18 protein-coding genes are annotated in these 25609 nt (G+C 62.4%); 13 read left to right on the top strand and 5 right to left on the bottom strand.

From position 1 onward, the window contains the following. The first annotated feature begins 273 nt into the window (after positions 1 to 273). From BLU35_RS09475 to fabI, 4 genes are read left to right on the top strand one after another with little or no spacing between them, the layout of a single operon-like run. Complete coding sequence (locus BLU35_RS09475) at positions 274 to 2490, top strand: DUF3141 domain-containing protein (RefSeq protein WP_093232905.1); 2217 nt, start codon at positions 274 to 276, stop codon at positions 2488 to 2490. Between the two features lie 18 nt (positions 2491 to 2508). Then, positions 2509 to 3465, top strand: a complete 957-nt coding sequence (locus BLU35_RS09480) for a phosphate acetyltransferase (RefSeq protein ID WP_093232906.1) — start codon at positions 2509 to 2511, stop codon at positions 3463 to 3465. Between the two features lie 2 nt (positions 3466 to 3467). After that, on the top strand, positions 3468 to 4652 hold the full coding sequence (locus tag BLU35_RS09485; protein ID WP_093232907.1) for an acetate/propionate family kinase: 1185 nt from the start codon (positions 3468 to 3470) through the stop codon (positions 4650 to 4652). 17 nt (positions 4653 to 4669) lie between these two features. Continuing rightward, the gene (gene fabI, locus BLU35_RS09490) at positions 4670 to 5455 is read left to right on the top strand and encodes an enoyl-ACP reductase FabI (protein WP_093232908.1); all 786 of its coding nucleotides are present in this window, start codon (positions 4670 to 4672) and stop codon (positions 5453 to 5455) included. Positions 5456 to 5486: 31 nt separating this feature from the next. Here the strand turns inward: fabI and BLU35_RS09495 are convergent, their stop codons facing one another. After that, positions 5487 to 6962, bottom strand: a complete 1476-nt coding sequence (locus BLU35_RS09495; protein ID WP_093232909.1) for an NAD-dependent succinate-semialdehyde dehydrogenase — start codon at positions 6960 to 6962, stop codon at positions 5487 to 5489. 221 nt (positions 6963 to 7183) lie between these two features. Further along, on the bottom strand, positions 7184 to 8452 hold the full coding sequence (locus tag BLU35_RS09500) for a 4-aminobutyrate--2-oxoglutarate transaminase (RefSeq protein WP_093232910.1): 1269 nt from the start codon (positions 8450 to 8452) through the stop codon (positions 7184 to 7186). 227 nt (positions 8453 to 8679) lie between these two features. Here BLU35_RS09500 and BLU35_RS09505 point away from each other — a divergent pair, with 227 nt between their 5' ends. From BLU35_RS09505 to BLU35_RS09525, 5 genes are all read left to right on the top strand, one after another. Beyond that, the gene (locus tag BLU35_RS09505; RefSeq protein ID WP_057248536.1) at positions 8680 to 9489 is read left to right on the top strand and encodes a MerR family transcriptional regulator; all 810 of its coding nucleotides are present in this window, start codon (positions 8680 to 8682) and stop codon (positions 9487 to 9489) included. 327 nt (positions 9490 to 9816) lie between these two features. Further along, positions 9817 to 11013: an acyltransferase family protein gene (locus BLU35_RS09510; RefSeq protein WP_093232911.1), complete on the top strand. Its 1197-nt coding sequence runs from the start codon at positions 9817 to 9819 to the stop codon at positions 11011 to 11013. Positions 11014 to 11028: 15 nt separating this feature from the next. Then, a complete protein-coding gene (locus tag BLU35_RS09515) occupies positions 11029 to 12132 on the top strand; it encodes a glycosyltransferase family 2 protein (protein WP_093232912.1) in 1104 nt (367 codons plus the stop codon). Between the two features lie 46 nt (positions 12133 to 12178). Beyond that, the gene (locus BLU35_RS09520; protein ID WP_093232943.1) at positions 12179 to 13162 is read left to right on the top strand and encodes a glycosyltransferase family 2 protein; all 984 of its coding nucleotides are present in this window, start codon (positions 12179 to 12181) and stop codon (positions 13160 to 13162) included. A gap of 11 nt (positions 13163 to 13173) precedes the next feature. Continuing rightward, positions 13174 to 14970: an ABC transporter ATP-binding protein gene (locus BLU35_RS09525; protein ID WP_093232913.1), complete on the top strand. Its 1797-nt coding sequence runs from the start codon at positions 13174 to 13176 to the stop codon at positions 14968 to 14970. 179 nt (positions 14971 to 15149) lie between these two features. On the opposite strand, the gene fba is transcribed toward BLU35_RS09525, so the two are convergent. Continuing rightward, complete coding sequence (gene fba / locus BLU35_RS09530) at positions 15150 to 16193, bottom strand: class II fructose-bisphosphate aldolase (protein ID WP_057248781.1); 1044 nt, start codon at positions 16191 to 16193, stop codon at positions 15150 to 15152. Positions 16194 to 16961: 768 nt separating this feature from the next. Here fba and BLU35_RS09535 point away from each other — a divergent pair. The 4 genes from BLU35_RS09535 to BLU35_RS09550 are packed head-to-tail and all read left to right on the top strand — an operon-like array spanning position 16962 to position 22263. Continuing rightward, complete coding sequence (locus tag BLU35_RS09535; RefSeq protein ID WP_057248532.1) at positions 16962 to 18560, top strand: peptide ABC transporter substrate-binding protein; 1599 nt, start codon at positions 16962 to 16964, stop codon at positions 18558 to 18560. A 53-nt stretch (positions 18561 to 18613) separates the two neighbouring features. Continuing rightward, a complete protein-coding gene (gene oppB, locus BLU35_RS09540; protein ID WP_057248531.1) occupies positions 18614 to 19537 on the top strand; it encodes an oligopeptide ABC transporter permease OppB in 924 nt (307 codons plus the stop codon). Further along, positions 19530 to 20660, top strand: a complete 1131-nt coding sequence (locus BLU35_RS09545; RefSeq protein WP_057248530.1) for an ABC transporter permease — start codon at positions 19530 to 19532, stop codon at positions 20658 to 20660. Before oppB ends, BLU35_RS09545 begins: the two co-directional genes overlap by 8 nt. Position 20661: 1 nt before the next feature. After that, positions 20662 to 22263, top strand: coding sequence for an ABC transporter ATP-binding protein (locus BLU35_RS09550; protein ID WP_093232914.1), 1602 nt, complete (start codon positions 20662 to 20664; stop codon positions 22261 to 22263). An 87-nt stretch (positions 22264 to 22350) separates the two neighbouring features. On the opposite strand, the gene BLU35_RS09555 is transcribed toward BLU35_RS09550, so the two are convergent. Both BLU35_RS09555 and BLU35_RS09560 read right to left on the bottom strand, forming a co-directional pair. Further along, positions 22351 to 23709, bottom strand: a complete 1359-nt coding sequence (locus BLU35_RS09555) for a sigma-54-dependent transcriptional regulator (protein WP_093232915.1) — start codon at positions 23707 to 23709, stop codon at positions 22351 to 22353. Then, positions 23706 to 25532 carry a sensor histidine kinase gene (locus BLU35_RS09560; protein WP_093232916.1) on the bottom strand — a complete coding sequence of 609 codons (1827 nt, stop codon included), beginning with the start codon at positions 25530 to 25532 and terminating at the stop codon, positions 23706 to 23708. The genes BLU35_RS09555 and BLU35_RS09560 overlap by 4 nt, the downstream gene beginning before the upstream one ends. Between the last annotated feature and the right edge of the window lie 77 nt (positions 25533 to 25609).

Raw genomic sequence — 25609 nt, forward strand, 5'->3', positions numbered from 1 at the left:
TGATGCTGCACTGCGAAGGAACGCTGAAAACTGGCCAACGTATGCTCCTTCCACGGGGTCCAAGGCGACGGTTCGCTATGCCGACAAATCGCCATAACACTCCACTGTTATGCTCCTGCGACCTGAGCAGACGTTCTTGGGTCACCTATGTCGAGTTCATACCGCAGCTCTGCCACCCGTATCTTTGACTAAAGTCAATGCGAGACGAATTGTATTGTTCTATTGGCTTCAAGCAGCGGGGCCGGCCTTCAATCGCACCGAGGAGTGGACACTATGCCCAAGCATTCCACCATCCCGACAATACCGACATTCGCCGATGCCTATTCCTATTCGCTCGATGCCTGGCAGCGCTCGGTCCTTTTTCTTGACGTGATGCGGCAGCGCGGTGCGCAATATGAGGAGCACCGGACGCAGACCGCTCCGAACGTGCTGGAGTTCGAGGCTCGGCTTGTCCGCGACGGACGCACGCTCGCTCGACCGGTGAACTATGCGCTGGTGAGCATCGTTCCTCCCGAAGGTGTCGTGGCCGTCCCGTCGAAGCGCCCCTTCGTCGTTGTCGATCCCCGTGCGGGTCACGGGCCCGGCATCGGTGGTTTCAAGGCAGACAGCGAGATCGGCGTGGCGATGAAGGCCGGCCATCCCTGCTATTTCATCGGCTTCCTTCCTGATCCGGTTCCCGGGCAGACGATTGAGGATATTGCTCTTGCAGAAGCCGTATTCCTCGAAACCGTCATCGCTCGCCATCCGGATGCTGACGGCAAGCCCTGCGTGATCGGCAATTGCCAGGCGGGCTGGGCCGTGATGATCGTTGCTGCACTCAGGCCGGAACTCTTTGGCCCCATCATCATTGCCGGCGCGCCGCTTTCCTACTGGGCCGGCGTCAAAGGGCAAAACCCGATGCGCTATTCCGGCGGGCTCCTCGGCGGTAGCTGGCTGGCGGCGCTGACCGGCGATCTCGGCGCCGGCGTCTTCGACGGCGCCTGGCTGGTTCAGAATTTCGAGAACCAGAACCCGGCCAACACGCTTTGGACCAAACAATACAATCTCTATTCGAAGATCGACACGGAGGCCGCCCGCTACCTCGGCTTCGAACGCTGGTGGGGCGGGCATGTGACGCTGAATGCCGAGGAAATGCAGTTCATCGTCGATGAGCTGTTCGTTGGCAACAAGCTTGCGGCTGGCGAAATCCGGACGTCCGATGGCACGGCGATCGATCTGCGCAACATCCGTTCGCCGATCGTTGTCTTCTGCTCGAAAGGGGATAACATCACCCCGCCGCAGCAGGCGCTCGACTGGATCCTCGATCTTTACGACAGCGTCGACGAGATCCGCGCCTACGGCCAGACGATCGTCTACACCGTCCACGAGACCGTCGGACATCTCGGCATCTTCGTGTCCGCCGGGGTCGCGCGGAAGGAGCATGACGAATTCGCGTCCAACATCGACCTGATCGACGTGTTGCCGCCCGGCCTGTATGAGGCCGTGCTGACGCCGGCAGCCGATGTGAACGAGGGACGCGAACTTCTCTCTGGTGAATGGCTGATGCGTTGCGAGGCGCGGACGCTGGAGGACATCCGTGCGCTTGGCGGCAACGATATCGAGGATGAGCGTCGTTTCGCAGCCGCGGCAAAACTGTCGGAAGTCAATCTGGCGCTCTATCGCACCTATCTGCAGCCGCTGGTCAAGGCGGCGGCAACGCCGCCCGTGGCGGAGGCGATGCGGAACATGCATCCGCTGCGGCTGCAATATGCACTGTTCGGGCAGGACAACCCCTTCATGCCCTGGATGTCGGCGCTTGCGGACCATGTGCGCGAGAACCGCGAGCCTGCGGATGCAAGCAACCCGTTCATCGCCTGGCAGGAGGCCCTGTCGCAGCAGATCGTGGACGGCCTCGACACCTGGCGGCGGACGGCCGAGTATCTATCGGAACAGAGCTTTCACGCCATCTACGGCGCTCCGACACTCCAGGCCGCACTCGGCATCGACACGAATTCGAACCAGCCGCCGCGCAAGGCTGAGAAGAGCCTGCTTCATCAAGCGCTCGTCGAGGCGCGGATTGCCGAGCTCAGGACGAGATTTGCAGAAGGCGCTACGTGTGAAGGCCTTGCGCGGGCGTTGATTTTCGTCGGCATGGCGCGTGGCGGCGCCGACGAGCGCGGGCTCGAGGCAGTTCGCAGGCTTCGGCGTGCCCATCCCTCGGCGAAGCAACTGACACTAGCCGATTTCAAGGCGGTGATGCGCGAGCAGTACTTCATGTTGCTGATCGACGAGGATGCTGCCCTTGCGGCGCTTCCCAAGCTGCTGCCGGAAGCGATCGAGGAGCGTCGCGCCGCCTTCGCCGCTCTTCGCGAGGTCCTAGATGCCTCCGGCGCGCTGACAGGTCTTGCGGCCGAGCGGCTGCAACGGGTGGCGACGCTGTTCCGGCTGGACAGCGAGCCTCCGGTGGCGATCAACGCTGGCAAGGTCGTCCGCAATCGTGCCGCATCCTGATCGAGAAGGAGCTTCGACATGTCCGAGGAAACCGCACTGCCGCTTGAGCAGTCCAAATACGATCTCCTGATTGCCACCGCGCGAGACGAAACGCCGGCGGTCACCATCGTCGCGCACCCTTGCGACGAAACCTCGCTGCGTGGCGCACTTGAGGCGGCCGAGACGGGACTGATCAAGCCCGTGCTCGTCGGCCCGGAAGCGAAGATCCGCAGTGTCGCTGCCGAACACCGGCTCGACCTCGGTAGCTACGAGATCGTCGACGTGCCGCACAGCCATGCGGCGGCGGCAAAAGCGGTGGCCATGATCCGCGAGGGGCGCGGCGAACTGCTGATGAAGGGAAGTCTGCATACGGACGAACTGATGCGGGAAGTCGCAGCCTCCGCAACGGGTCTTCGGACCGATCGAAGGATCAGCCACGTCTTCATCATGGATGTGCCGGGGCATGCCGAGACGCTGTTCATAACCGATGCCGCCATCAACATCTTCCCGGACCTCGAGGCCAAGCGCGACATCGTGCAGAACGCCATCGACCTCTGGGTTACAATCGGTCTTGGCGAGCCGCGCGTCGCCATTCTTTCGGCTGTCGAGACCGTGACGACGAAGATACCGTCAACGATCGAGGCGGCGGCGCTGTGTAAAATGGCGGAGCGTGGCCAGATCACCGGCGGCCTGCTCGAGGGCCCACTTGCCTTCGACAATGCGATCGACCCGGAGGCAGCACATATCAAGGGCATCAAGTCCCCGGTTGCTGGCCGGGCGCAGATCCTGGTGGTGCCCGATCTTGAGGCCGGCAATATGCTGGCGAAGAATCTCACCTTCCTGTCCCATGCCGACGCCGCCGGCATCGTCCTTGGCGCCCGCGTGCCGATCGTGCTGACCTCGCGGGCGGACTCCGTGCGCACGCGCCTTGCTTCCTGTGCCGTGGCTTCGCTCTATGCGGCAAGGCGACGCGCCGCCCAAGTTGCGGCGGTGTAGCCATGGATGCGCTTCTCGTCGTCAATGCAGGATCGTCCAGCCTGAAGTTTCAGGTTTTCGGGATCACGGAAGCCGGTCTCGAGCGCCGGGTGAAGGGGCAGATCGGCGGCATCGGAACGCGGCCGCGCCTGCAGGCGAAGGCGGCCGACGGGACCGTGCTCGTCGATCGAAACTATGAACCCGACGTCGTCGGCGACCTGCCGGCGGCGATCGCCGCGGCGCGGGACTGGCTGTTGAGCCTTCAGGGCTTCACCTTGCGTGCGGTCGGTCACCGGGTGGTACATGGCGGGCCCGACTATGCCGAGCCGGTGCTCATCGACGCGACTGTGCTGGATCGTCTGGCGAGCTACCAGGATCTCGCGCCGTTGCACCAGCCCAACAACCTCGCGCCGATCCGGCAGGCCATGGCGATCAATCCGGACGTGCCGCAGGTCGCCTGTTTCGATACCGCCTTCCATCACGGCCACCCGGAAGAGGTAAACTGCTACGCCATGCCGCGCAGCTTCTATGACGAAGGCGTTCGACGCTACGGCTTTCACGGCCTCTCCTACGAATACATCTCGGAGCGCCTGCGGGAGGTGGCGCCGGAGGTGGCGCTTGGCCGTGTCATCGTTGCGCATCTTGGCAGTGGCGCCTCGATGTGTGCCCTCTACAACGGCCACAGTATCGAGAGCACCATGGGTTTCACCGCGCTCGACGGCTTGCCTATGGGAACGCGGCCAGGCCAGCTCGATCCGGGCGTCGTGCTCTATCTGATCCTCCAGCGCGGCATGAGCGCGCAAGCCGTTTCGGATCTGCTCTATCATGAAGCGGGACTCAAGGGGCTCTCCGGCGTGTCGAACGACATGCGTGATCTTCTTGCAAGCGAGGATCCACATGCCAAACTCGCTATCGATCATTTCCTCTATCGCTGCGGGCTCAACGCCGGGATGCTTGCAGCCGCGCTCGGCGGTATCGACGCTTTCGTCTTCACGGCGGGCGTCGGCGAGAACTCCGCTCAAATCCGCGCCCGGATCGCGGAGAACCTCGCCTGGCTCGGCGCCGAACTCGATCCGGCCGCGAACGCGGCGGGTGCCACGCTGATTTCCACGCCTTCAAGCCGCGTCGCGCTCTACGTCATTCCAACCGACGAGGAACTGATGATCGCGCGCCACACGCTGGCGCTCCTTCGAACTCGTGCAGCCTGATCCATCGGAGACAATCCATGTCCATTCCTGTCGCCAAGGCCAAACTTCTGGATGGCCGTAAAGGCCTCATCGTCGGCATTGCCAACGATCGGTCGATCGCCTGGGGCTGCGCCCGCGCCTTTCGCGCCTTCGGGGCGGAAGTCGCAGTCACCTATCTGAACGACAAGGCAAGGCCCCATGTGGAGCCGTTGGCGCGTGAAATCGAAGCGCCGCTGTTCCTGCCGCTCGACGTGGCCGTTCCGGGCCAGATGGAAGCCGTGTTCGAGGAGATCGAAACTACCTGGGGGGAGCTCGATTTCCTCGTGCACTCGATCGCCTTTTCGCCGAAGGATACGCTCGGCGGCCGCGTGGTTGACGTGCCCCGCGAAGGGTTCCTCAAGACCATGGACATTTCCTGCTGGTCCTTCATCCGCATGGCGCATCTCGCCGAGCCGCTGATGAAGAATGGCGGCACGCTTTTCACCATGACCTATCACGGCTCACAGGTGGTGGTGGAAAACTATAACATCATGGGTGTTGCCAAGGCGGCGCTTGAAAGTGCGGTCCGCTATCTGGCAGCCGAACTCGGCCCCAAGGGCATCCGCGTCCACGCGATCTCGCCGGGAGCGCTTGCGACGCGCGCCGCTTCCGGTATCCCGGAATTCGACGCGCTGCTCGAAAAGACGAAGGTCAAGTCGCCGTCGCGCGAACTCGTCGATATCGACGATGTCGGCGTTGCGACGGCCTTTCTGGCGCATGACGCCGCCCGGCTGATAACGGGGCAGGTGCTCTATGTCGACGGTGGCTACCACATCATCGACTAGCTGCTGGCTGGCCGGCCGGTGCCTGCACGGGTCAGATGTTGCCCATGCAGAGATATTTCATCTCGAGATAGTCTTCGAGCCCATGGCGGGAGCCTTCGCGGCCGATGCCCGATTGCTTGATGCCGCCGAAGGGCGCGGCTTCCGAGGACATGCGGCCGGTGTTGATGCCGACCATGCCGTATTCCAGAGCCTCGGCCACATGCCAGACCCGCTTCAGGTTCTCGGCGTAGAAATATGCGGCAAGCCCATAGATCGTGTCGTTGGCTTCGGCGATCACCTGCTCGGCGGTCTCGAAGCGGATGATGGGCGCGATCGGGCCGAAGGTTTCTTCCTGAGCGACCCGCATGTCGGTCGAGATGCCGGTCAGGACGGTCGGCTGGAAGAAGGTGCCTGACGCGCCGATCCGGTGGCCACCGGCGCGCACCTTGGCACCCTTGGAGACCGCGTCGGCAACATGGGCCTCGATCTTCTCGATCGCGTGCTTGTCGATCATCGGACCGATGGTGATGCCCGGGGTGAAGCCGTCGCCGACGGTGAGCTCGGCAACTCGGCTGACGAATTTCTCGGCAAAGGCGTCATGCACGCCGGACTGCACATAGATGCGGTTGGCCGAGACGCAGGTCTGGCCGGCATTGCGGAATTTCGCCTGGATGGCGCCGTCCACAGCCTCGTCGATGTCCGCGTCGTCGAAGACGATGAAAGGGGCGTTGCCGCCAAGCTCCAGGCTGACCTTCTTGATCTGGTCGGAGCATTGCCGCATCAAAAGCCGCCCGACTTCGGTCGAGCCTGTGAAGCTGATCTTGCGCACCTTCGGGTTGCTGCAAAGCTCGCGGCCGATCGCGGCACCCTCCGAGGCATAGAGCAGGTTGACGACGCCCGTGGGGAAACCGGCCTTTTCGGCGAGCACGAACATGGCGCCGGCAACGAGCGGGGTCTGCTCGGCGGGCTTCAAGACGATGGTGCATCCGGCGGCAAGGGCCGGCGAGATCTTGCGGGCGACCATCGATGCCGGGAAGTTCCACGGCGTGATGGTGCCGACGACGCCAACCGGTTGCTTGATGACAAGCATGCGGCGGTCGTTTGCCGGTGCCGGGAAGGTCTCGCCATAGATGCGCTTCGCCTCTTCCGCGTACCATTCGATGTAAGCCGCGGCGTGCAGCACTTCGCCTTTCGATTCCGCGATCGGCTTGCCCATTTCGGCGGTCAGGATCGCCGCGAGATCGTCGGCATGTTGCACGATCAGGTCATGCCAGCGCCGCAGCACCGCGCTTCTGTCCTTGGCGGGTTTTGCCGCCCAGAGAACCTGCGCCTTTGCAGCGGCTTCGATCGCCCCATGCGCCTCTTCGATCCCCATGTCCGGAAGGGCCGCCAGCAACTCACCGGTCGAGGGGTTGAAGACGTCGAAGGTTGCGCCGGTCCAGCCTGCGGCGGCATGTGCAATGGTGTGTAGCGGCGCGAACAGCTCGGCGGCGCGCAGGTGCTTGGTCAAGGCGGGGGTCAAGGTCATTGGCGGGCATCCTCCGGCGATGGTCCGCCGGGGGGCGGCAGACCCGCTTTTGCTTGTTTTTGCGGGTGCCGAACGACGTCGGCACCCGAGCTTCACGCGTTTGAATCGACGCGCTAAGTCGCTGTAGCACTTTGAATTGCTGCATAATTTTGTCCTCAAGTCGATCCCGATTTGAGGAATTATGCACCGGGCAACCGCGTTAGCGGTCGCCTGGTCGGGCGTCAACCACGCGCCGCGAGGATCGACGCTTCGAGAATGTCGAGCGCTTCGGCGAAGACTTCGTCCTGGATGGTGATCGGCGCAAGGAAGCGAATGACGTTGCCATGCACGCCGCAGGTCAAGAGGATCAGTCCCTTTTCCAGCGCGATCAGGCGAACATTGTTGGCGAAGTCGGCGCTCGGCAGGTTGGTCTTCACGTCGTTGAACTCGACGGCATTCATGAAGCCGGGGCCGCGGATGTCGGCGATCTCGGGTGCCTGTTCGCGGATGGCGGCAAGGCGCTGCTTGAGCCGGCCGCCGAGCTGCTCGGCGCGTTCGCACAGCTTCTCTTCGGCGATGACATCGAGCACCGCATGGGCGGCGGCGATGCCGAGCGGGTTGCCGCCATAGGTGCCGCCAAGGCCGCCGGGGGCCGGCGCATCCATGACTTCGGCGCGGCCGGTGACGGCGGCGAGCGGGAAGCCGCCGGCAAGGCTCTTGGCCATGGTGATGAGGTCAGGCGCAACGTCGTGATGGTCCATGGCGAACATCTTGCCGGTGCGGGCAAAGCCGGTCTGGACCTCGTCGGCGATCAGAAGGATGCCATGCTGGTCGCAGATTTCGCGCAGCGCCTTCATGAAAGCGGCGGGCGCGGGGTAGAAACCACCTTCGCCCTGCACCGGCTCCAGGATGATCGCGGCGACACGGCCCGGATCGACATCGGCGGCAAAGAGCTTCTTGAGTGCTGCGAGCGACTGTTCGGTAGTAATGCCGTGCAGTTCGATCGGGAAGGGGGCGTGGAAGACGTCGCCCGGCATCGCGCCGAAGCCGACCTTATAGGGAACGACCTTGCCGGTCAGTGCCATGCCCATGAAGGTGCGGCCATGGAAGCCGCCGGAAAAGGCGATGACCGCCTGGCGGCCGGTCGAGGCACGCGCGATCTTGACGGCGTTTTCGACAGCTTCGGCGCCGGTGGTGACGAAGATCGTCTTCTTGGCAAAGTCCCCGGGCGTCAGCGCGTTCAGGCGCTCGGCGAGGTGCACGTAGGATTCGTAAGGCACGACCTGATGGCAGGTATGGGTGAAGCGATCGATCTGCGCCTTGACCGCCTCAATGACCTTGGGGTGACGATGGCCCGTGTTGACGACCGCAATGCCGGAGGCGAAGTCGATGTAGCGATTGCCTTCCTTGTCCCAGATCTCCGAGTTTTCCGCGCGATCGGCGTAGATCTGGGTGGTCATGCCGACGCCGCGGGAGATGGCGGCGTTCTTGCGGTCGGTGAGGCTGGTCATGGCGCGTTCCTGTCACGTCTGGAGTTAATATATTGCATTTTTTCTGCAAGTTTATTCTGGAAGTGGTACACCTTTCACAGTCGATTGCAAATCAAATTTGGTGATCGAGACAACACGGGCGCTGATGCGGCGTCCTTGTCAGATCTCAATCGTGACGGGTAAGGTTGCGGACACGTCGGAACTGCACGGATTCGTGCAGTGCCGGCGGGCGGTAAAGGGAAATTGGAATGGGCGCTGTGCGCTACAAGGTTGCCGAGGCGGCGCGTCTGGCGGGGGTCTCCGCTTCGACTCTGAGGTTATGGGAGACGCAAGGGTTGGTCGTGCCCGAGCGCTCGCCGACGGGACATCGGCAATATACGGAGGGCGATCTTGCCCGGCTGAAGCGCATCGCCTGGTTCCGCGTCGAACGCGGGCTGAACCCGGCCGCGATCCGCGAGGCGCTGGAAGCGGAAGGTGCCGGGGACGACGCTGTTTCGAGCGCGGGCGAGGGCGGCGATAACCAGGTAGGGCGCAAACTCAGGAGCCTCCGGCACGCGGCAGGAAAGACGCTCGAGCAGGTTGCCGGCGACATTGGCATCGCCGCATCGGTGCTCTCGACGCTGGAACGCACCTCGCAGGGTGTCTCGGTGGCCGTCCTGCACAACATCGCGGAATACTTCGGAACCACCGTTTCCAGCCTCTCCGGCGAGGAGGAAGCGGATGCGCGGGCCGTGGTGCGAGCCGGCGAATGGCGGACCTGGCCGCGCACGACGCCCGGCGTCACCGTGCAGTTGCTGGCCGACGGCCGCAACCAGATGGATTGCCACCGCTTCGTGCTGGAACCGGGGGCTTCCAGCGAGGGCGCCTACCGGCATGAGGGCGAGGAGTTCGTCTATGTTCTCTCGGGCCGGGTCGAGTTCATCCTCGACAGCGACCAGTTCTACGACCTCGGCGTCGGCGACTCGCTCTATTTCGAGAGCAAGAGGCGCCACGCCTGGACGAACCGGCACGACGGTGAAACCGTCCTTCTTTGGGTCAATACGCCACCGACATTCTAAGCCCCCGGCCGACTTGATGCGCTTTCGTTTCTGAAACAATACAAGAGCTTGCGGCCTCGGCCGGGCGGCGGTGGCCGGCGCCTTGGTCGTCACGGTCGACCGCCCGCAGGCGAACTCGGCGCGCTGCCACCATCCCAGCGGTCAAAGTTTGGCCCTATTCGACCCTAGAGTTTTAGGGGCCGCCTTCAATGCGTCGTGCGACCGATCAGACCTTTCACGCTTCTCTTGAAGCAAATGGCAACCTCGCGGCAAAAATCGTAGCTGACCAGAGAGTTGGCTCCACAAGGAACAGGGCCCGCAAGGGTCGGAACTCCGAGGGGATGTTCAATGTTGAATACGCGCGACCGTCAGTTGGACGGGTTGCGGGCCGCTGCCGTTTCCATGGTTTTGTACGCGCATTTTTTTGCCGCGGACGATTCCCATTGGGGACACATCGGTGTGCGGCTGTTCTTCATTCTCAGCGGCTTTCTGATCACGCGGCTATTGCTTGACGCCCGTTCCGCCGCTCAGTTCGAACCGGCGACGGCTCTCAGATCCTTCTACGCGCGCCGTGCCTTGCGTATCTTCCCACCCTATTTCGGCATGCTGGGCGTCCTGTGGCTGTTCAACCTGGAAGGCGCCAGGGAAGGCTGGGTCTGGCACGCGCTTTACCTCTCGAACTTCTGGTACGCGGTCAAGGACGCGTGGACACCGTGGGTGCTCTGCCACACCTGGAGTCTCAGCATAGAAGAGCAGTTCTATATCGTCTGGCCGCTTCTCGTTCTGCTGACGCCGCGCCGTCTGCTCGGGCGGCTTTGTGTCGGTGTGATTGCCTGTTCGCTGGCCTACCGCTTCTATTGGCCGCTGACAGGCGACCCCTCGCTCGCGCGCGACCTGCTGCCGCCGGCCTCGATGGATGCGCTGGCGGCGGGTGCCCTCCTGGCCGTCCACCGATCGCATGTCACAGCCTGGCCGCGATGGATGGCGGCCAGCTGGCTGCCGCTTTCCATCCTGTCGCTCGTCCTCCTTTGGGCGCGCTCGACTGCAATGGGGCCGGTACCCGATTGGCTGGTGTGGATCGGCCTTGAAGTTTCGCCCCTCGTTCCGCTTGCAATGTTGGTGGGCAGCGCCTCCGCGGGGTTCCGCAACGATTTCGGCAGGTTGCTCGAACTGCCACCGCTGACGGCGCTCGGGCGCGTCAGTTATGGCGTCTACCTGTTTCATCCGGTCGTACTGGCGCTGGTCGTCAAGGCGCAGGCGTGGATACCGGTCAATGTTTCCGAACAGGGCTTCGGGCGTTTGCTCGTTGCCGGTTTCGCCACTTTGGTCGTCGCGGCCGTCTCCTGGCTCGCCTTCGAGAAACCGCTGAACGCCTTGAAACGGCACTTCCCCTACCTCCGCGCAGGCGGACGGCGAAGTAAATCCCAAAATGCCGGAAGCTCTGTCGACTGGCTGAAGGGAAAAAAGGGTGAGCGGCCGCAGCCGACCTATCGCGCGGACACCGCTGGCCGGGAAAACGCGCTCCATGCTTCAGATCTGCAATAACGTTCGAGAATGCCCATGACCGTTCCGTTGGTTTCCGTCCTGCTGCCCGTCTACAACGCCGAGCCCTATCTGGCTGCGGCGCTTGAGAGCATTCTGAAGCAGGACTATCGACGGCTGGAGATCATCGCTATCGACGACGGTTCGCGCGATCGTTCGCTGGAAATCATGCGACGCTATCAGCAGGCGGACGACCGCATCACCATCGTCTCGCGCGAAAATCGCGGTCTGATCGCGACCTTAAACGAAGGCCTCACGCTGGCGAAGGGCGACCTCATTGCCAGAATGGACGCGGACGATATTTCCTATCCCTCGCGACTGTCACGCCAGGTGTCGCTGTTCCAGCGGCAGCCGGAGCTTGCTCTGTGCGGCTCGGGTATCGACACGCTACTTGGCGACCGTATCATCCGCGGCACGCCCAACCCGATCTATCAGCCGGCGAGCCTGCGGGCGCTGTCGAAGTTCTTCACGATCTTCATCCACTCGACCGTCGTCTTCAACAGGCGCGTCATCCCGCAGGATATGCTGACCTATGATGCGCATTACGTGCATGCGGAGGATTTCGATCTCTTCCGAAGGGTTGCCGAGCGTTTTCCGGCCGTGATGATCGACGAGGCGCTGATCGCTTACCGCATTCACGGCAACAGCGTTACGAACACGCACAAGCGCCAGATGCGCCGCACGCATTTGCGAATCGTCGCCGAAAATCTCGAACGCGAAGAGCTTTGCGACGGTCCCTCTGCCTTGAATGATATCGGCCTCGCAGTGACGTCCGAAACGATAGGGCGAGCCGCTGCGTGTATTCTCTCGCTTGAGGCCGGGGTCTCGGCGCTTCCTGCGGAAACCCGCGCCGGATACGAGGAGGGCGCGCTGAATTTCTTCTATTTTCTCTATCAGCTCGTCAGCGACGAGCGGCGGCCGGAACTCACCCACGAGTTTTTGACGCAGACGAGAAAATGGGGGCTCATCCGTCGCCGGGAACGATATGGCCTAATCGCCGGCGCTCGAGTGCCATGGTGCAGCCGCATGACGTTGGCTGCTTCAAGCCGGCTGGATGCCGTGTCGCGGTATCTGCAATCCGTGCCTGCGACGAGCGTCCTTCCGCAGCAGGGGATGCGCTAGCATGACCGTCGAGGGCCTGAGGTGGACAGCGGCGGAACGCAGCGACATGGTGGAGACGCAACGGCCGTCGTCGCCCCCCGCACGCAACGTGCTTTTCGCAAGCTTTATCGTCTGCACGCGCAATCGTGCGGCGGCGCTCGAGACCTGCATCCGATCGATCGAGACAGTTTGTGGCACCTATGCTGCCGGCCGGTGCGAGTTGATCGTTGTTGACAACGGTTCGACCGATGACACGCCTGAGCGCATTGCCCGGATGATTTCCGCTTCCCCGCTGACAATCACGCACCTCATCGATACCCGACCGGGCCTCGCTGCCGCGCGCAACACGGCCATGACACGCGCCCGTGGCGGCATTCTGGTTTTCATCGACGACGATTGTGAAATCGACACGAACTATCTGGCTGATCTGGAGCGCCACTACGCAAGCGGCGAAAGCGGAACCATTCGCGGCGGCCGCGTGGAACTCGGAGATGCCAGAGACCTGCCCTTCACGATCAAACGATCGAACGCGCGTGAGCGGTTGACGTGTGACATTCATCCGGGTGGCTTCGTCTTGGGCTGCAACATGACGATGCATCGCGAGGTCGCGCTGCGTGTCGGGGCCTTCGACGAACGCTTCGGCGCCGGCACCTCCCTGCAGTCGGCCGAAGACACCGACTATCTGCTGCGCGCCTACAGGCTCGGTATCCCGATCGAATATGTCCCCGACATGCTCGTATTCCACCACCACGGCCGACGTACCCGCCTGGCAATCGAGAGGCTTCACCGCAACTACAGTTTCGGCAACGGCGCGCTTTGCATGAAGCATATCCGCACGACACCGTGGTTGCTGCGGCATTTCTGTTGGACCGTCCGGTCGGCGATCAGGGAAGTCTTCGGCGGCCCCCGGTTCGACCCCGTCCTGCACCTGTCGCATTGGCCAATCGTTTTCATGAACCTGCTCGGCGCTCTCAAGTTCATGAGCCTGTCCGTCGCCGAGCGGACAACGGGCCCGGTCGAACAACGGGCCCGAGAGCAACTCCAGCGCTGAGGACGGCCGCGATGTTCAGAATTCTCTTGCCGAGCCTGCAGCTGTTGAGCAATGCACTGGATAGCCAGATGCGTCTGCTTCCGCTCGTGGTGGTCCTCGGCCTCTGCAGCGCGGCACTGGAGGGCGTCGGTATCGGCCTCATCATTCCCATGCTGGGCATCATTGCGGGCGACCAGGATCCGGCGGCACTGAGCGGCGTCTCCTCTCTTTTCCAGCAGGTCGGATCGGGACTGGACGATCGCCAAAGGCTGATCGTCATCGCCGCTGCTGCCTTTGGGCTGATCTGTCTCAAGAATGTCCTGGCTTTTGCCAACACGGTGCTTGCAACCTTCATCTACGGCAAGGCTGGCCACGCGATCCGAAGCGCACTGTCGGGTCAGCTGCTGCGCATCGGCTACCCGTTCTTCATGAAGGAGAGCCCCGGGCGGTTGCTCAACATCATTTCGAACGAGTCCTGGCGAGCATCCGACGCGATACAAACCGTACTTGCGGCCCTTGTAAATGGCGCGGCCGCCGTCATCCTGCTCGCGTTCCTCCTGCTTTTGTCCTGGCAGATGACGTTGTTCGTGGCGCTCGGCCTCGTTCTCGTGCAGCTCGTACACTACGTCCTGTCCGCAACCCTCACGGGGCCGAGCCGCGATGTCACCTCCTTCAACGGCGAGCTGGCGGCACGCATGCTCCACCTGGTCCACGCCAGCCGCCTGATCCGGATATTCGGGCAGGAGGCGCGGGAGAAGGCCGCGTTCGATGGGGCGTCGGATTCGGTCAGGCGCGCCGCCTTCGCACTACAGGCCCGCCAGGGCATGCTGCCACCGCTGACCGAGACGCTCCACTCCGCTCTCTTCCTTGGAGTGGTCGTCAGTGCCTGGTCTGCCGGCATCAGTTTTCCTGTGATCGTTGCCTTCGTGGTTCTGCTCTATCGTTTGCAGCCGCATGTGCGTGCCTTGCAATTGTCCTGGAGCCAGATCCAGGGCTGGAGCGGCTCGCTGGAGGAGGTGCATTGGTTGTTGGACTCGTCCGGCAAGCCGCGGCCGCCGGAGGGGAGGGGGCCTTTCAGCGGGTTGCGGCAGCGGCTGAGATTTGATGACGTCACTTACCGCTATCCGAGCTCGGATTCCCGAGACGTCGTGCTGCAGTCGGCGGCGTTCGAAATCCGAGGCGGCCGTTCGACGGCGCTTATTGGCCGGTCCGGCGCCGGCAAGACGACGATCGTCAATCTGCTATGCCGTTTCGTCGAGCCGGATGAGGGAAACATTCTCGTCGACGATGTCCCGCTGAACCGGATCGACCCGGTGCAATGGCGAAGCCGGATCGCGCTCGCGAGCCAGGACCTGGAACTGGTTGATGGAACGATCCTGGAGAACATCACCTATGGCCGGGACGCGACCACAGCAGCCGAAGTGGAGCATGCGGCCAGGATGGCCGAAGCGCATGGCTTCATCGAAGGCTTGCCGCAGGGCTATCAAACCGTCGTCGGGTATCGAGGTGCCAGCCTTTCGGCCGGGCAGCGGCAGCGGGTCGCGCTCGCCAGGGCCCTGGTGCGTGATCCCGATATCCTGATCCTGGACGAAGCCACCAACGCGGTCGACGGGCTATCGGAAGCGGCCATCGTCGAGACGCTGAAATCGAGAGCGGGACGCCGCACGACCATCGTCATCAGCCACCACCGCAGCACGATTTCGTTCTGCGACGAGGTCGTCATTCTCGGCGGCGGCCAAGTGAAAGGTCAGACAGCTTTTGCCGACGTGGCCGCCTTGAGCATGGATCAGCTTTACGAGCACGAAACCGTGGAAAAGCGTCGGGCTTGAGAGGGGCCTTGTCCGCGTTGTCTCCGGCTCGCTTGGCCTCTCAGCCTTCGATGATCGAAACGAAATCGGCGCGCGGCCGTATGATCACGGGCCGCGCGCCGGTTTGTATCTCATAGGAATAGGCCGTCCGCTTCCCGTGGTCGCAATGATGTATGCGGAAAGCGGACGGGTTCTCGGAATCAGGCTGCCGCGTAGCGCTTTGCCATTTCCGGCAGGCGCAGCGTGCGGATCTTCGATGCCTTGCCGGCCGTGCGGAAGGCTTCGAAGCGCTCCTTGCAGACCTCGGTCATCAGCGCGGTTGCTGGCTTCAGGTAGTTGCGCGGGTCGAAATTCTCCGGGTTCTCGGCGAAGTTCTTGCGGATCGTGCCGGTCATGGCGAGACGCAGGTCGGTGTCGATGTTGACCTTGCGCACGCCGAGCGGGATCGCCTTCTGGATTTCCGAGACCGGAACGCCCCAGGTCGGCTTCATCTTGCCGCCATAGGTGTTGAAGAGATCCTGAAGATCCTTCGGCACCGACGACGAGCCATGCATGACCAGATGCGTGTTCGGCAGCTTCTTGTTGATCTTGGCGATCGTCTCGATCGACAGGATGTCGCCATCGGGCTCGCGGGTGAACTTGTAGGCGCCATGGCTGGTGCCGATGGCGACGGCCAGTGCATCGACGCCGGTCTTGGTGACGAAATCGAGCGCCTGGTCCGGATCGGTCAGCAGTTCCTCGCGCGACAGCTTGCCTTCGAAGCCGTGGCCGTCTTCCTTGTCGCCGGCGCCGGTCTCGAGGTTGCCGAGGCAGCCGAGTTCGCCTTCGACCGAAACGCCGGCCGCATGCGCGATCTTCACGACCTCTGCGGTGACGGCGACATTGTATTCATAGCTGGCGACGGTCTTGCCGTCCTTCTCCAGCGAGCCGTCCATCATGACGGAGGTGAAGCCGTTGGTGATGGCCGAGATGCAGGTCGACGGCTGGTCGCCGTGGTCGAGGTGCAGACAGACGGGGATATGCGGGTATTCCTCGGCAGCACCCAGGATCAGGTGGCGCAGGAACGCATCACCCGCATAGGAACGGGCGCCGCGGCTTGCCTGAAGGATCACCGGACTGTCGGTGGCATCGGCGGCGCGCATAACGGCCTGAATGTATTCGAGATTGTTCACATTGAACGCCGGCAGCGCGTAATCGTTCTCCGCCGCATGGTCGAGCAGTTGCCGCAATGTGATCAATGCCATTCGGTATTCTCCCTTGGTGCTCGGCGCAGCCTTCCCGGTGCGCCACAAAAACAATCCGGCTTGAAGCGCCGCATGAACATCATCGCAGGCAAGCGATGGCCGGAATTTCCGTGCGGCGTGACAGCGCGCGCGAATTGGTCGCGCCCACCGAAGTCAGGCGCACAATAGTTCATCGAAGTGGTTTGACAACCGGGCAAAAGGCAGGTTGCCAGAGGTCGAAACGCGCTTCAATCGATTTTACTGTGGACTGGATGCAACACCTTTCCGGTGAACTGGTTTCACTTTCTGGTGGTGCCTTTGAGGGGAGGAGGGCAAGAGTCGCATTTGCGACCTGTGCGTGTCTATTTCGTACTGCACACCATGCCGGTCGAGTGCGCGGTGGAAACAGTCTGTCTACATGAAGTGAGGGGTTCGCAAGAAGATTGCGGCGAACGGCGCCATTCTTTGCGCACATTACGTAAACTGCCGGCAAAATTCACAAAGTTTGCACGGTCGATGATTCGACGGTGGCTGCGGCCGTGTTTTGTCGACAAAAATTGCCGACCTAAAACGTTGCAGGAGATTTCCCGAAATTGCCCTGCTTCCGTCACACGTCCGTCGCAAAGGCGACGAAAAGAATCGCAAACGAAATACAACCTATAGGATAGAAGGAATTCTGTCCTATAGATAAAGATGCAGACAGCCGCAGAATCCGCCTTGCGTTTGAGGACGATTTGCACTTCTCTCCTGCGATCACAAACCCAAAACAAGGGGAAGGAGAGAAACAAAATGGCATCACTGAAACTCAACCTTAGCGCTGCCGCGCTGATCGGTTCGCTGCTCATCGGAGCAAGCCCGGCGCTCGCCGAAGCTGTCCTGCATCGCGGCAATGCGGGTGAGCCGCAAACCCTGGATCAGGCCCATACCTCGATCAACATCGAAGCGTTCATCCTCAAGGACCTCTACGAGGGCCTGACGATCTATGACGCCGCTGCCAAGATCGTCCCAGGTGTCGCTGAAACGTGGGAGCTCTCGGACGACGGTACGGTCTACACCTTCAAGCTGCGCGCCGATGCAAAGTGGTCGGACGGTTCGCCGGTAACGGCAGAAGACTTTGTCTTCTCCATCCGCCGCGTCGAAGATCCGAAGACCGCGGCCGGCTATGCCAACATTCTCTTCCCGATCAAGAACGCCGAAAAGGTCAACAAGGGTGAACTGCCTACCGACCAGCTCGGCGTGAAGGCTGTCGACGAAAAGACGCTCGAAATCACGCTTGAGCGCCCGACCCCGTTCTTCCTGGAACTGCTGGCGCACCAGACCGCGCTTCCGGTCAGCAAGGCAAGCGTCGAAAAGAACGGCGCTGACTTCGTCAAGCCGGGTGTCATGGTTTCGAACGGCGCGTTCACGCTCGCCGCCCACGTTCCGAACGACAGCCTGACCGTCGTCAAGAACGCCAACTATTGGGATGCGGCCAACGTCAAGCTCGACAAGGTCATCTTCTACCCGATCGACGACCAGGCCGCTTCGGTTCGCCGTTTCGAAGCCAAGGAAATGGATCTCGTCTACAACTTCTCGGCTGATCAGATCGGGCGTCTGCGCACGTCCTACGGCGATCAGGTCCATGTTTCGCCGTCGCTCGCGACGTATTATTACGCCTTCGACACCCGTCAGGAGCCCTATAGCGACGTGCGCGTCCGCCAGGCTCTGTCCATGGCCGTCGACCGCGACTTCCTCGCCAAGGAAATCTATGCCGGTTCGCAGCTCCCCGCCTATTCGATGGTCCCCCCGGGCATCGAAAGCTACGGTGAGCCGTCCAAGGCCGAGTTCGGCACGCTGTCGCAGCTCGACCGTGAAGACAAGGCCGTCGCCCTGATGAAGGAAGCCGGCTACGGCGAAGGTGGCAAGCCGCTCGATATCGAGTTGCGCTATAACACCAACCCGAACCACGAGCGTGTTGCGACCGCTGTCGCCGACATGTGGAAGAACACCTTCGGCGCCAAGGTGTCGCTGGTGAACCTCGACGTGTCCTCGCACTACGCCTACCTGCAGGAAGGCGGCAAGTTCAACGTTGCCCGTGCCGGCTGGCAGGCGGACTACGCGGACGCAGAGAACTTCCTGGCACTCAGCGTCGGCTCCAACAAGACCTTCAACTACGGCCACTTCGAAAACGCTGAATTCGACGGCCTGATGAAGAAGTCCTACGACGAGCAGGATCCGGCAGCCCGCTCGAAGCTGATGCATGAAGCAGAAGCGCTGCTGATGAAGGAACAGCCGATCGCTCCGCTTCTGACCCAGGCCGACCTGTGGCTGGTTGCCAGCCGCGTCAAGGGCTGGGCGGACAATGCTCCGAACGAGCACCTCAGCAAGTTCCTGAGCATCGCCGAATAACGAAGAGAGACGACGCGCGGTAACAGGCCGCGCGTCGCCTCCGGAGCACGTCCATGATTTCCTTCATCCTTCGCCGATTGGCGAGTGCGGTGCCGACCTTGTTTATCGTCGTCACCATATCCTTCTTCCTGATGCGGTTCGCCCCTGGTGGCCCCTTCAACCTCGAGCGTCCTCTTCCGCCACAAACGATGGCGAACCTGATGAAGACGTATCAGCTCGACCAGCCCCTTTGGCGCCAATACACGCACTATCTCAGCAATGCTGTGACCGGCGACTTCGGCCCGAGCTATGTCTATAAAGACAACAATGTCGCTGAATTGATCAGCAAGGGTCTGCCCTATTCGATGGAGCTCGGCTTCTACGCGCTGTTGCTTGCTCTCATCGGCGGCGTGACTGCCGGCACGATCGCCGCGCTCAGGCAGAACAGCATTCTCGATTTTGCGATCATGTCGGTCTCGACGATCGGCGTCACCGTGCCGAACTTCGTTGTCGGTCCGGTGCTCGTGTTGATATTCGCGGTCGGCCTTTCGTGGGTTCCCTCCGGCGGTTGGGGTGATGGATCGTTCCGCTCCCTGATCCTGCCGATGATTGCGCTGGCACTGCCGCAGGTTGCGGTTTTCGCGCGCCTGACACGCGGATCGATGATCGAGGCGCTTCACACCGACCACATCCGAACCGCCAGGGCCTACGGCCTACCTGCGCGAACGGTTGTTGTGACCCACGCGATGCGCGGCGCGATGCTGCCGGTCGTGTCCTATCTCGCACCCTGTGCCGCGGCGCTGCTGACCGGCTCGGCTGTCGTCGAGACGATCTTCACCATTCCGGGTGTCGGCCGTTACTTCGTCCTCGGCGCGATCAACCGCGACTACACGCTGGTGATGGGCACGGTCATTCTCGTTGCAATCTTCGTCATCGTTTTCAATCTCCTGGTCGACATTCTCTACGGCCTGCTCGATCCGAGGGTTCGCCATGACTGATATCGTCCAGACCCCGGTGGTGACACCGGAAACCAAGGGGCGCAGCCTCTTCCAGCTCGCCGCCATGCGCTTCAAGCGCAACCGTGCCGCCATGGCCGGTTGCGTGATGCTGGCACTGATCGCGCTGTTCTCGTTCTTAGGTCCGCTGTTTGTGCCGCATACCTATGACCAGGTGTTTCCGTCATACGTCACGAAAGCCCCCAGCCTCGAGCCGCGGCCCGACGTTTCGACGTTGCAGGGGGTGATGGAAGGCATCGCGACCCGCGCCCGCGTCACGCTCAAGGAGTTCAATCTCGAGGGTGAGACCTTCACCGCGACGATCACTTCGGAACAGCCGATCGATGCGCGCGCAACGCGCTATTTCGATCGCGCCAACGAGTTCCGCGACACCCAGGTGGTGGCAACGGAAGATGACGGCCGCACGCTGAAAGTGACCGGTCAGGTCGACCGGGAATACTTCCCCTTCGGCACCGATTCCAACGGTCGCGATCTTCTGGTCCGCGTCATGCTCGGTGGCCAGATCTCGATAGCCGTCGGCCTGCTGGCGAGCCTCGTTTCGCTCGGCATCGGCGTCGTCTACGGCGCGACATCGGGCTATATCGGCGGCCGCGTCGACAACGTCATGATGCGACTGGTGGAGATCATGTATTCTCTGCCCTTCGTCTTCCTCGTCGTCGTTCTCGTCGTGTTCTTCGGTCGCTCGTTCATCCTGATCTTCCTGGTGATCGGGGCGGTGGAATGGCTCGACATGGCCCGTATCGTGCGCGGCCAGACGCTTGCGCTCAAGCGGCGCGAGTTCGTCGGCGCCGCGCAGGCACTCGGCCTGACCGATTGGCAGATCATCCGCCGGCACATCATCCCCAATACGATCGGTCCGGTCATCGTTTTCGTGACCGTCGTCGTGCCCAAGGTGATTCTGCTCGAGAGCTTCCTCTCCTTCCTCGGCCTTGGTGTTCAGGCGCCGCTGACGAGCTGGGGAGCGCTGATCTCGGAAGGCGCAAACAACATCCAGTCGGCGCCGTGGCTGCTCATCTTCCCGGCCATCTTCTTTGTCCTGACGCTGTTCTCGCTGAATTTCGTTGGCGACGGCCTGCGCGACGCGCTCGACCCGAAGGATCGCTGACATGGCAGATACCAAGGAAACCATCCTGGCCGTTCGCGGCCTCAAGGTGAACTTCTCGACGCCTGATGGCACGGTGGAAGCGGTCAAGGGCATCGATCTCGACGTCCGTACCGGCGAAACGCTTGCGGTCGTCGGCGAGTCCGGCTCCGGCAAGAGCCAGACGATGATGGGCATCATGGGCCTGCTCGCCAAGAACGGTGAGGTCACCGGCTCCGCGCGTTACCGCGGCCAGGAGCTTGTGGGCCTGCCGCCCAAGGCGTTGAACCAGGTGCGCGGTGCGAAGGTCACCATGATCTTCCAGGAGCCGATGACCTCGCTCGATCCGCTCTATCCCGTCGGCCGCCAGATCGCCGAGCCGATCGTTCATCATCGCGGCGGCTCGTTCAAGCAGGCTCGGGCACGTGTGCTCGAACTGCTCGAGCTTGTCGGCATCCCGGAACCTGGGCGCCGCATCGACAGCTATCCGCACGAGCTTTCGGGCGGCCAGCGCCAGCGCGTGATGATCGCTATGGCGCTCGCCAACGAGCCGGATCTCCTGATTGCGGATGAACCGACGACGGCACTCGACGTGACGATCCAGGCGCAGATCCTTGATCTGCTGAAGTCGCTGCAGAAGCGCTTCGGCATGGCGATCGTGCTGATCACGCACGACCTCGGCATCGTCAAGCACTTCGCGGACCGCGTTGCGGTGATGCGCCGCGGCGAAGTGGTGGAAAAGGGCACGACGACTGACATCTTCGAGCGGCCGCAGGCCGACTACACGAAGATGCTGCTCGCGGCCGAGCCGAGCGGCCGCAAGGCGTCGCCGGCCGACAGCGCACCGATCATTCTCGAAGGGCGTGACGTCTGTGTCGACTACCAGATCGGCGGCGGTCTATTCCGTGGCGGCAAATCTGTCTTCCGTGCGGTGGACAACGTCAATCTGCGCCTGCAAGAGGGACAGACGATCGGTGTCGTCGGCGAGTCTGGCTCGGGCAAGTCGACGCTCGGACGCGCGCTCCTAAGGCTCCTGCCGAGCAGTGGTCACTACCGCTTCGGGACAAAGGATATTTCCAACTTCGATCGTGGGCAGATGCGGCCGCTGCGCCGGGCGTTGCAGCTTGTCTTCCAGGATCCCTACGGCTCGCTTTCACCTCGGCGCACCGTCGGCGAGATCATCACCGAAGGTCTCCACGTGCATGAGCCCGAGCTCAGCCGCGCCGATCGAGACCGCCGTGCGTCCGAGGCGCTGAAGGAAGTGGGGCTCGATCCCGCGTCCCGCAACCGCTACCCGCACGAGTTCTCGGGCGGCCAGCGGCAGCGCATCGCGATCGCCCGCGCAATGATCCTGAAGCCCAAGGTCGTCATTCTCGACGAACCGACCTCGGCGCTCGACCGCTCGGTGCAGGGTCAGGTGATCGAACTCCTGCGTGACCTGCAGCGCTCGCATGGGCTTTCCTACATCTTCATCAGCCACGACCTTTCGGTTGTGAAGGCGATGTCGGACTATGTGATCGTCATGAAGAACGGCAAGATCGTCGAGGAAGGCGAGACGGACGCGATCTTCGAAGCGCCGAAGCAGCCCTATACCAAGACCCTGATTGGCGCAGCCTTCAACGTCTGAGCCGGTACCAAACACCATTGACGGGGACGCGAGCGATCGCGTCCCCGTTTCTGTTTGCGGTCATTCCGGCTTTGATGCCCGCTCTGTCTAGAGCTCGCCATCGGCCGGAAAATCTGCAGCGACAAGCTTTTTGTCGAGCCCGAACTTCTGCATTTTCTCGTAGAGCGTCTTGCGTGAAATGCCGAGAGACTCGTAGACCGGCTTCAGGGCGCCCCCATGCGCGGCAATGGCGCTGGCGATGAGACCCTTTTCATAGGCTGCCACCTTGTCGGCAAGCCGGCCGCTATCTTCCTTCGCGGCATCGAGCGGTGCTGAATCAAGCCCGAGCACCAGCCGCTCGGCGGCGTTGCGCAGTTCGCGCACATTGCCCGGCCAGTCGCGCTCCGCCATTTCCGCCAGCATGGCTTGCGAGACCTCGACTTCATCGCGGCCATAGCGTGCCGCAGATTCCCTGACCAGTTGCAGGAAGAGCAGCGGGATATCGGCGCGGCGCTGGGCCAGCGAGGGGACCCGAAGCGTTGCGACGTTGAGGCGGTAGAGCAGATCGGCGCGGAAGCGCCCCGCGGCAACTTCCCTTTCGAGATCGACCTTGCTGGTGGCGATGAAGCGCACGTCGAGCGGCACGACTTCGTTCGATCCGAGCCTGGTGATGACGCGTTCCTGGAGGACGCGCAGGAATTTTGCCTGAAGGTCGAACGGCATCGAGCCGATCTCGTCGAGCAGGATGGTGCCGCCGCGACCATGCTCGAATTTGCCGTAGCGCGGACGAATGGCGCCGGGAAAGGCGCCGGGCTCGTGGCCAAAGAGCTCGCTCTCGATCAGGTTCTCCGGCAGGGCTGCGCAGTTGATGGCGATGAACGGGCTGTTGGCGCGAGCGCTGAGATCATGCAGCGTGCGGGCCAGCACCTCCTTGCCGACGCCGGTATCGCCGATGATCAGCGTGTCCGCGTCGGCTGCGCCGATGGCGCGAATACGATAGCGCAGATCGACCATGACTTGGCTGCGGCCGGGGAGCCGCTGCTCGATGTCGTCGCGTTTGCCGGCGACGGCTTTCAGCCGGCGATTTTCCAGAACGAGCGCGCGCCAGTCCAATGCCCGGCGAATGGTGCCGGCGAGCATCTGTGCTGCGAACGGCTTCTCGACGAAATCATAGGCGCCTTCGCGCATCGCGCGCACGGCAAGCTGAACGTCGCCATGGCCGGTGACGAGGATGACCGGCACCTCGGCATCGATCTCTCGGATGCGTTGTAGCAGCGTCATGCCGTCCATGCCGGGCATGCGGATGTCGCTGATGACGACACCGGCGAAGCTGTAGCTGATGAATTCCAGCGCACGTTCGGCTGCGGCGAAGGCATCGACGCGGAAACCCGCCAGTTCCAGCGCCTGCGCGCTCGAATGGCGCACCTCCTCTTCGTCGTCGACGAGCAGGATACGGCTCTCGATCATTCGGCAGCCTCCCGGGCATTGCTGTTTTCTGCGGCGAGTTCGATCCGGAACTCGGCACCGCCTTCCGCTAGGTTGGTTGCGATTAGACTGCCGCCGAAATCCTTGATAATGTTATAGGAAATAGAAAGGCCAAGGCCCAGCCCCTTACCGACGCCCTTTGTGGAAAAGAACGGATCGAAGATGCGCTCGGCAATCGCCGGCGCGATGCCAGGCCCCCGATCGCTGACCGTCAGCACCACCTTGTGGTCTTCCTTTCGAGCGCGAAGGCGAATGGTCCGGTCATCAAGCCCTTCGACCGCATCGGCCGCATTGGAGATGATGTTGACGAGCACCTGCTGCAGGCGCACGGAACCGGCACGCACGACGAGCGGTTTATCGCCGAGATCGATGTCGATGGTTGCCGCTGCGGCCTTCAGCCGAACCGATACGATCTCCATCGTATCGCGCACCACCTCTTCGACGGGAACCGGCCCAAGCTTTTCATTCGGCTTGCGGGCGAAATTTCGCAGATGCTTGCTGATCGCCGCCATGCGGTCGACGAGCCCGGAGATCCGGCGGATATTGTCGGTCGCCTCGTCGGAGCGACCACGTTCGATCAGCAGGGCCGCGCTGTCGGCATAGGTCTTGGCGGCGGCAAGTGGCTGGTTGAATTCGTGCGAAAGCGCCGCGGACATTTGGCCGAGACCTGCCAGTTTGCCGGCCTGGATCAGGTCGGCCTGTGTGCGGCGCAACTGCTGTTCCGTCAGGCGACGTTCGGCGATCTCCTCCTCGATCTGGGTATTGACGCGCGCGAGGTCGGCGGTGCGTTCGTCGACACGGCGTTCGAGTTCGACCTGCGCTTCTGCCTGCATAGAGATGCGTTCGTTGAGCCGAGCACGCCGTTGCAGAATAATGGCCACGCCAAGGCCCGCAAGACAGATCAACAGCAGCGCGGCGGCGACGGTGGTCAGCGCTTGCGTATAGGCAGAGGCCGTATCCACGAGGACATTCACGGTCCAGTCGGCATCCGGCATATATTGGGAGAGCACGAGGTATTCGCGGCTCGAACCGCCGGAGGAAACGGTCATGAAGCGGTGGTCGGACGCGCTGCTCTCTGCCATGGGCAGCGGACGCAGGGTGGCGTCGGCGTACCGCCTCGAGGCTTCGGTGCGTGCGAGGCGGTCTGAGGTCAGCGGCAGGATGGAGGAATAGAGCCAGTCCGGGTCGCCGGACATGAAGATGATGCCTTCGGGATCGGAAACGAAGATCCTGTATTCCCCGCCCTGCCAGGAGGCTTCGATGCTTTCGACATCGACCTTGAAGACGATCACGCCGCGGATTTCGTCGCCGATCTGGATTGGTGAGCCAAAATAGTAGCCGCGCTTCAGTGATGTGGTGCCAAGCGCATAGAACCGCGACTGCTGTCCACGAAGCGCTTCCTGGAAATAGGGCCGGTAACTGAAGTTCTGGCCGACGAAGCTCGTCGGCCCGTCATAGTTGCTGGCAGCGATCGTATCGCCGTCCGGCGTGATGACATAGATATCGGAGGAGTGGAGCAGCGCGTTGATGTCTTTCAGATAGGTGTTCACCGCCTCCCTCAGTCGCCGATCACGCGGGCGGGTGACCAGTTCCTGAACGTCCTCGTGATCGGCGATCAGTGCTGGCAGCGCCTGATAGCGGTTGAGGTGACCATCGAGCGCCGTGACGGCGAGCCGGAGAGCGGTGGTGGCTTGAGCGGTCGCCTCGCGCAGATAGCTGTCTGTCGTGACCGCATAGCCTTTCCACGCCAGCATGGTCGCGAGCAGCGGCAACAGCAGGAATCCAAGAGCCAAGCGAAATTTCACAGGTGTCCGCGCGCCTCCTCGCGTGCTTACGGCAACATGCCGCGAGCCGATCTTATGCATCGGCGCAACCGGTCACA

The sequence above is a fragment of the Sinorhizobium sp. NFACC03 genome (genome assembly GCF_900103435.1).
Taxonomy (GTDB): Bacteria; Pseudomonadota; Alphaproteobacteria; order Rhizobiales; family Rhizobiaceae; genus Ensifer.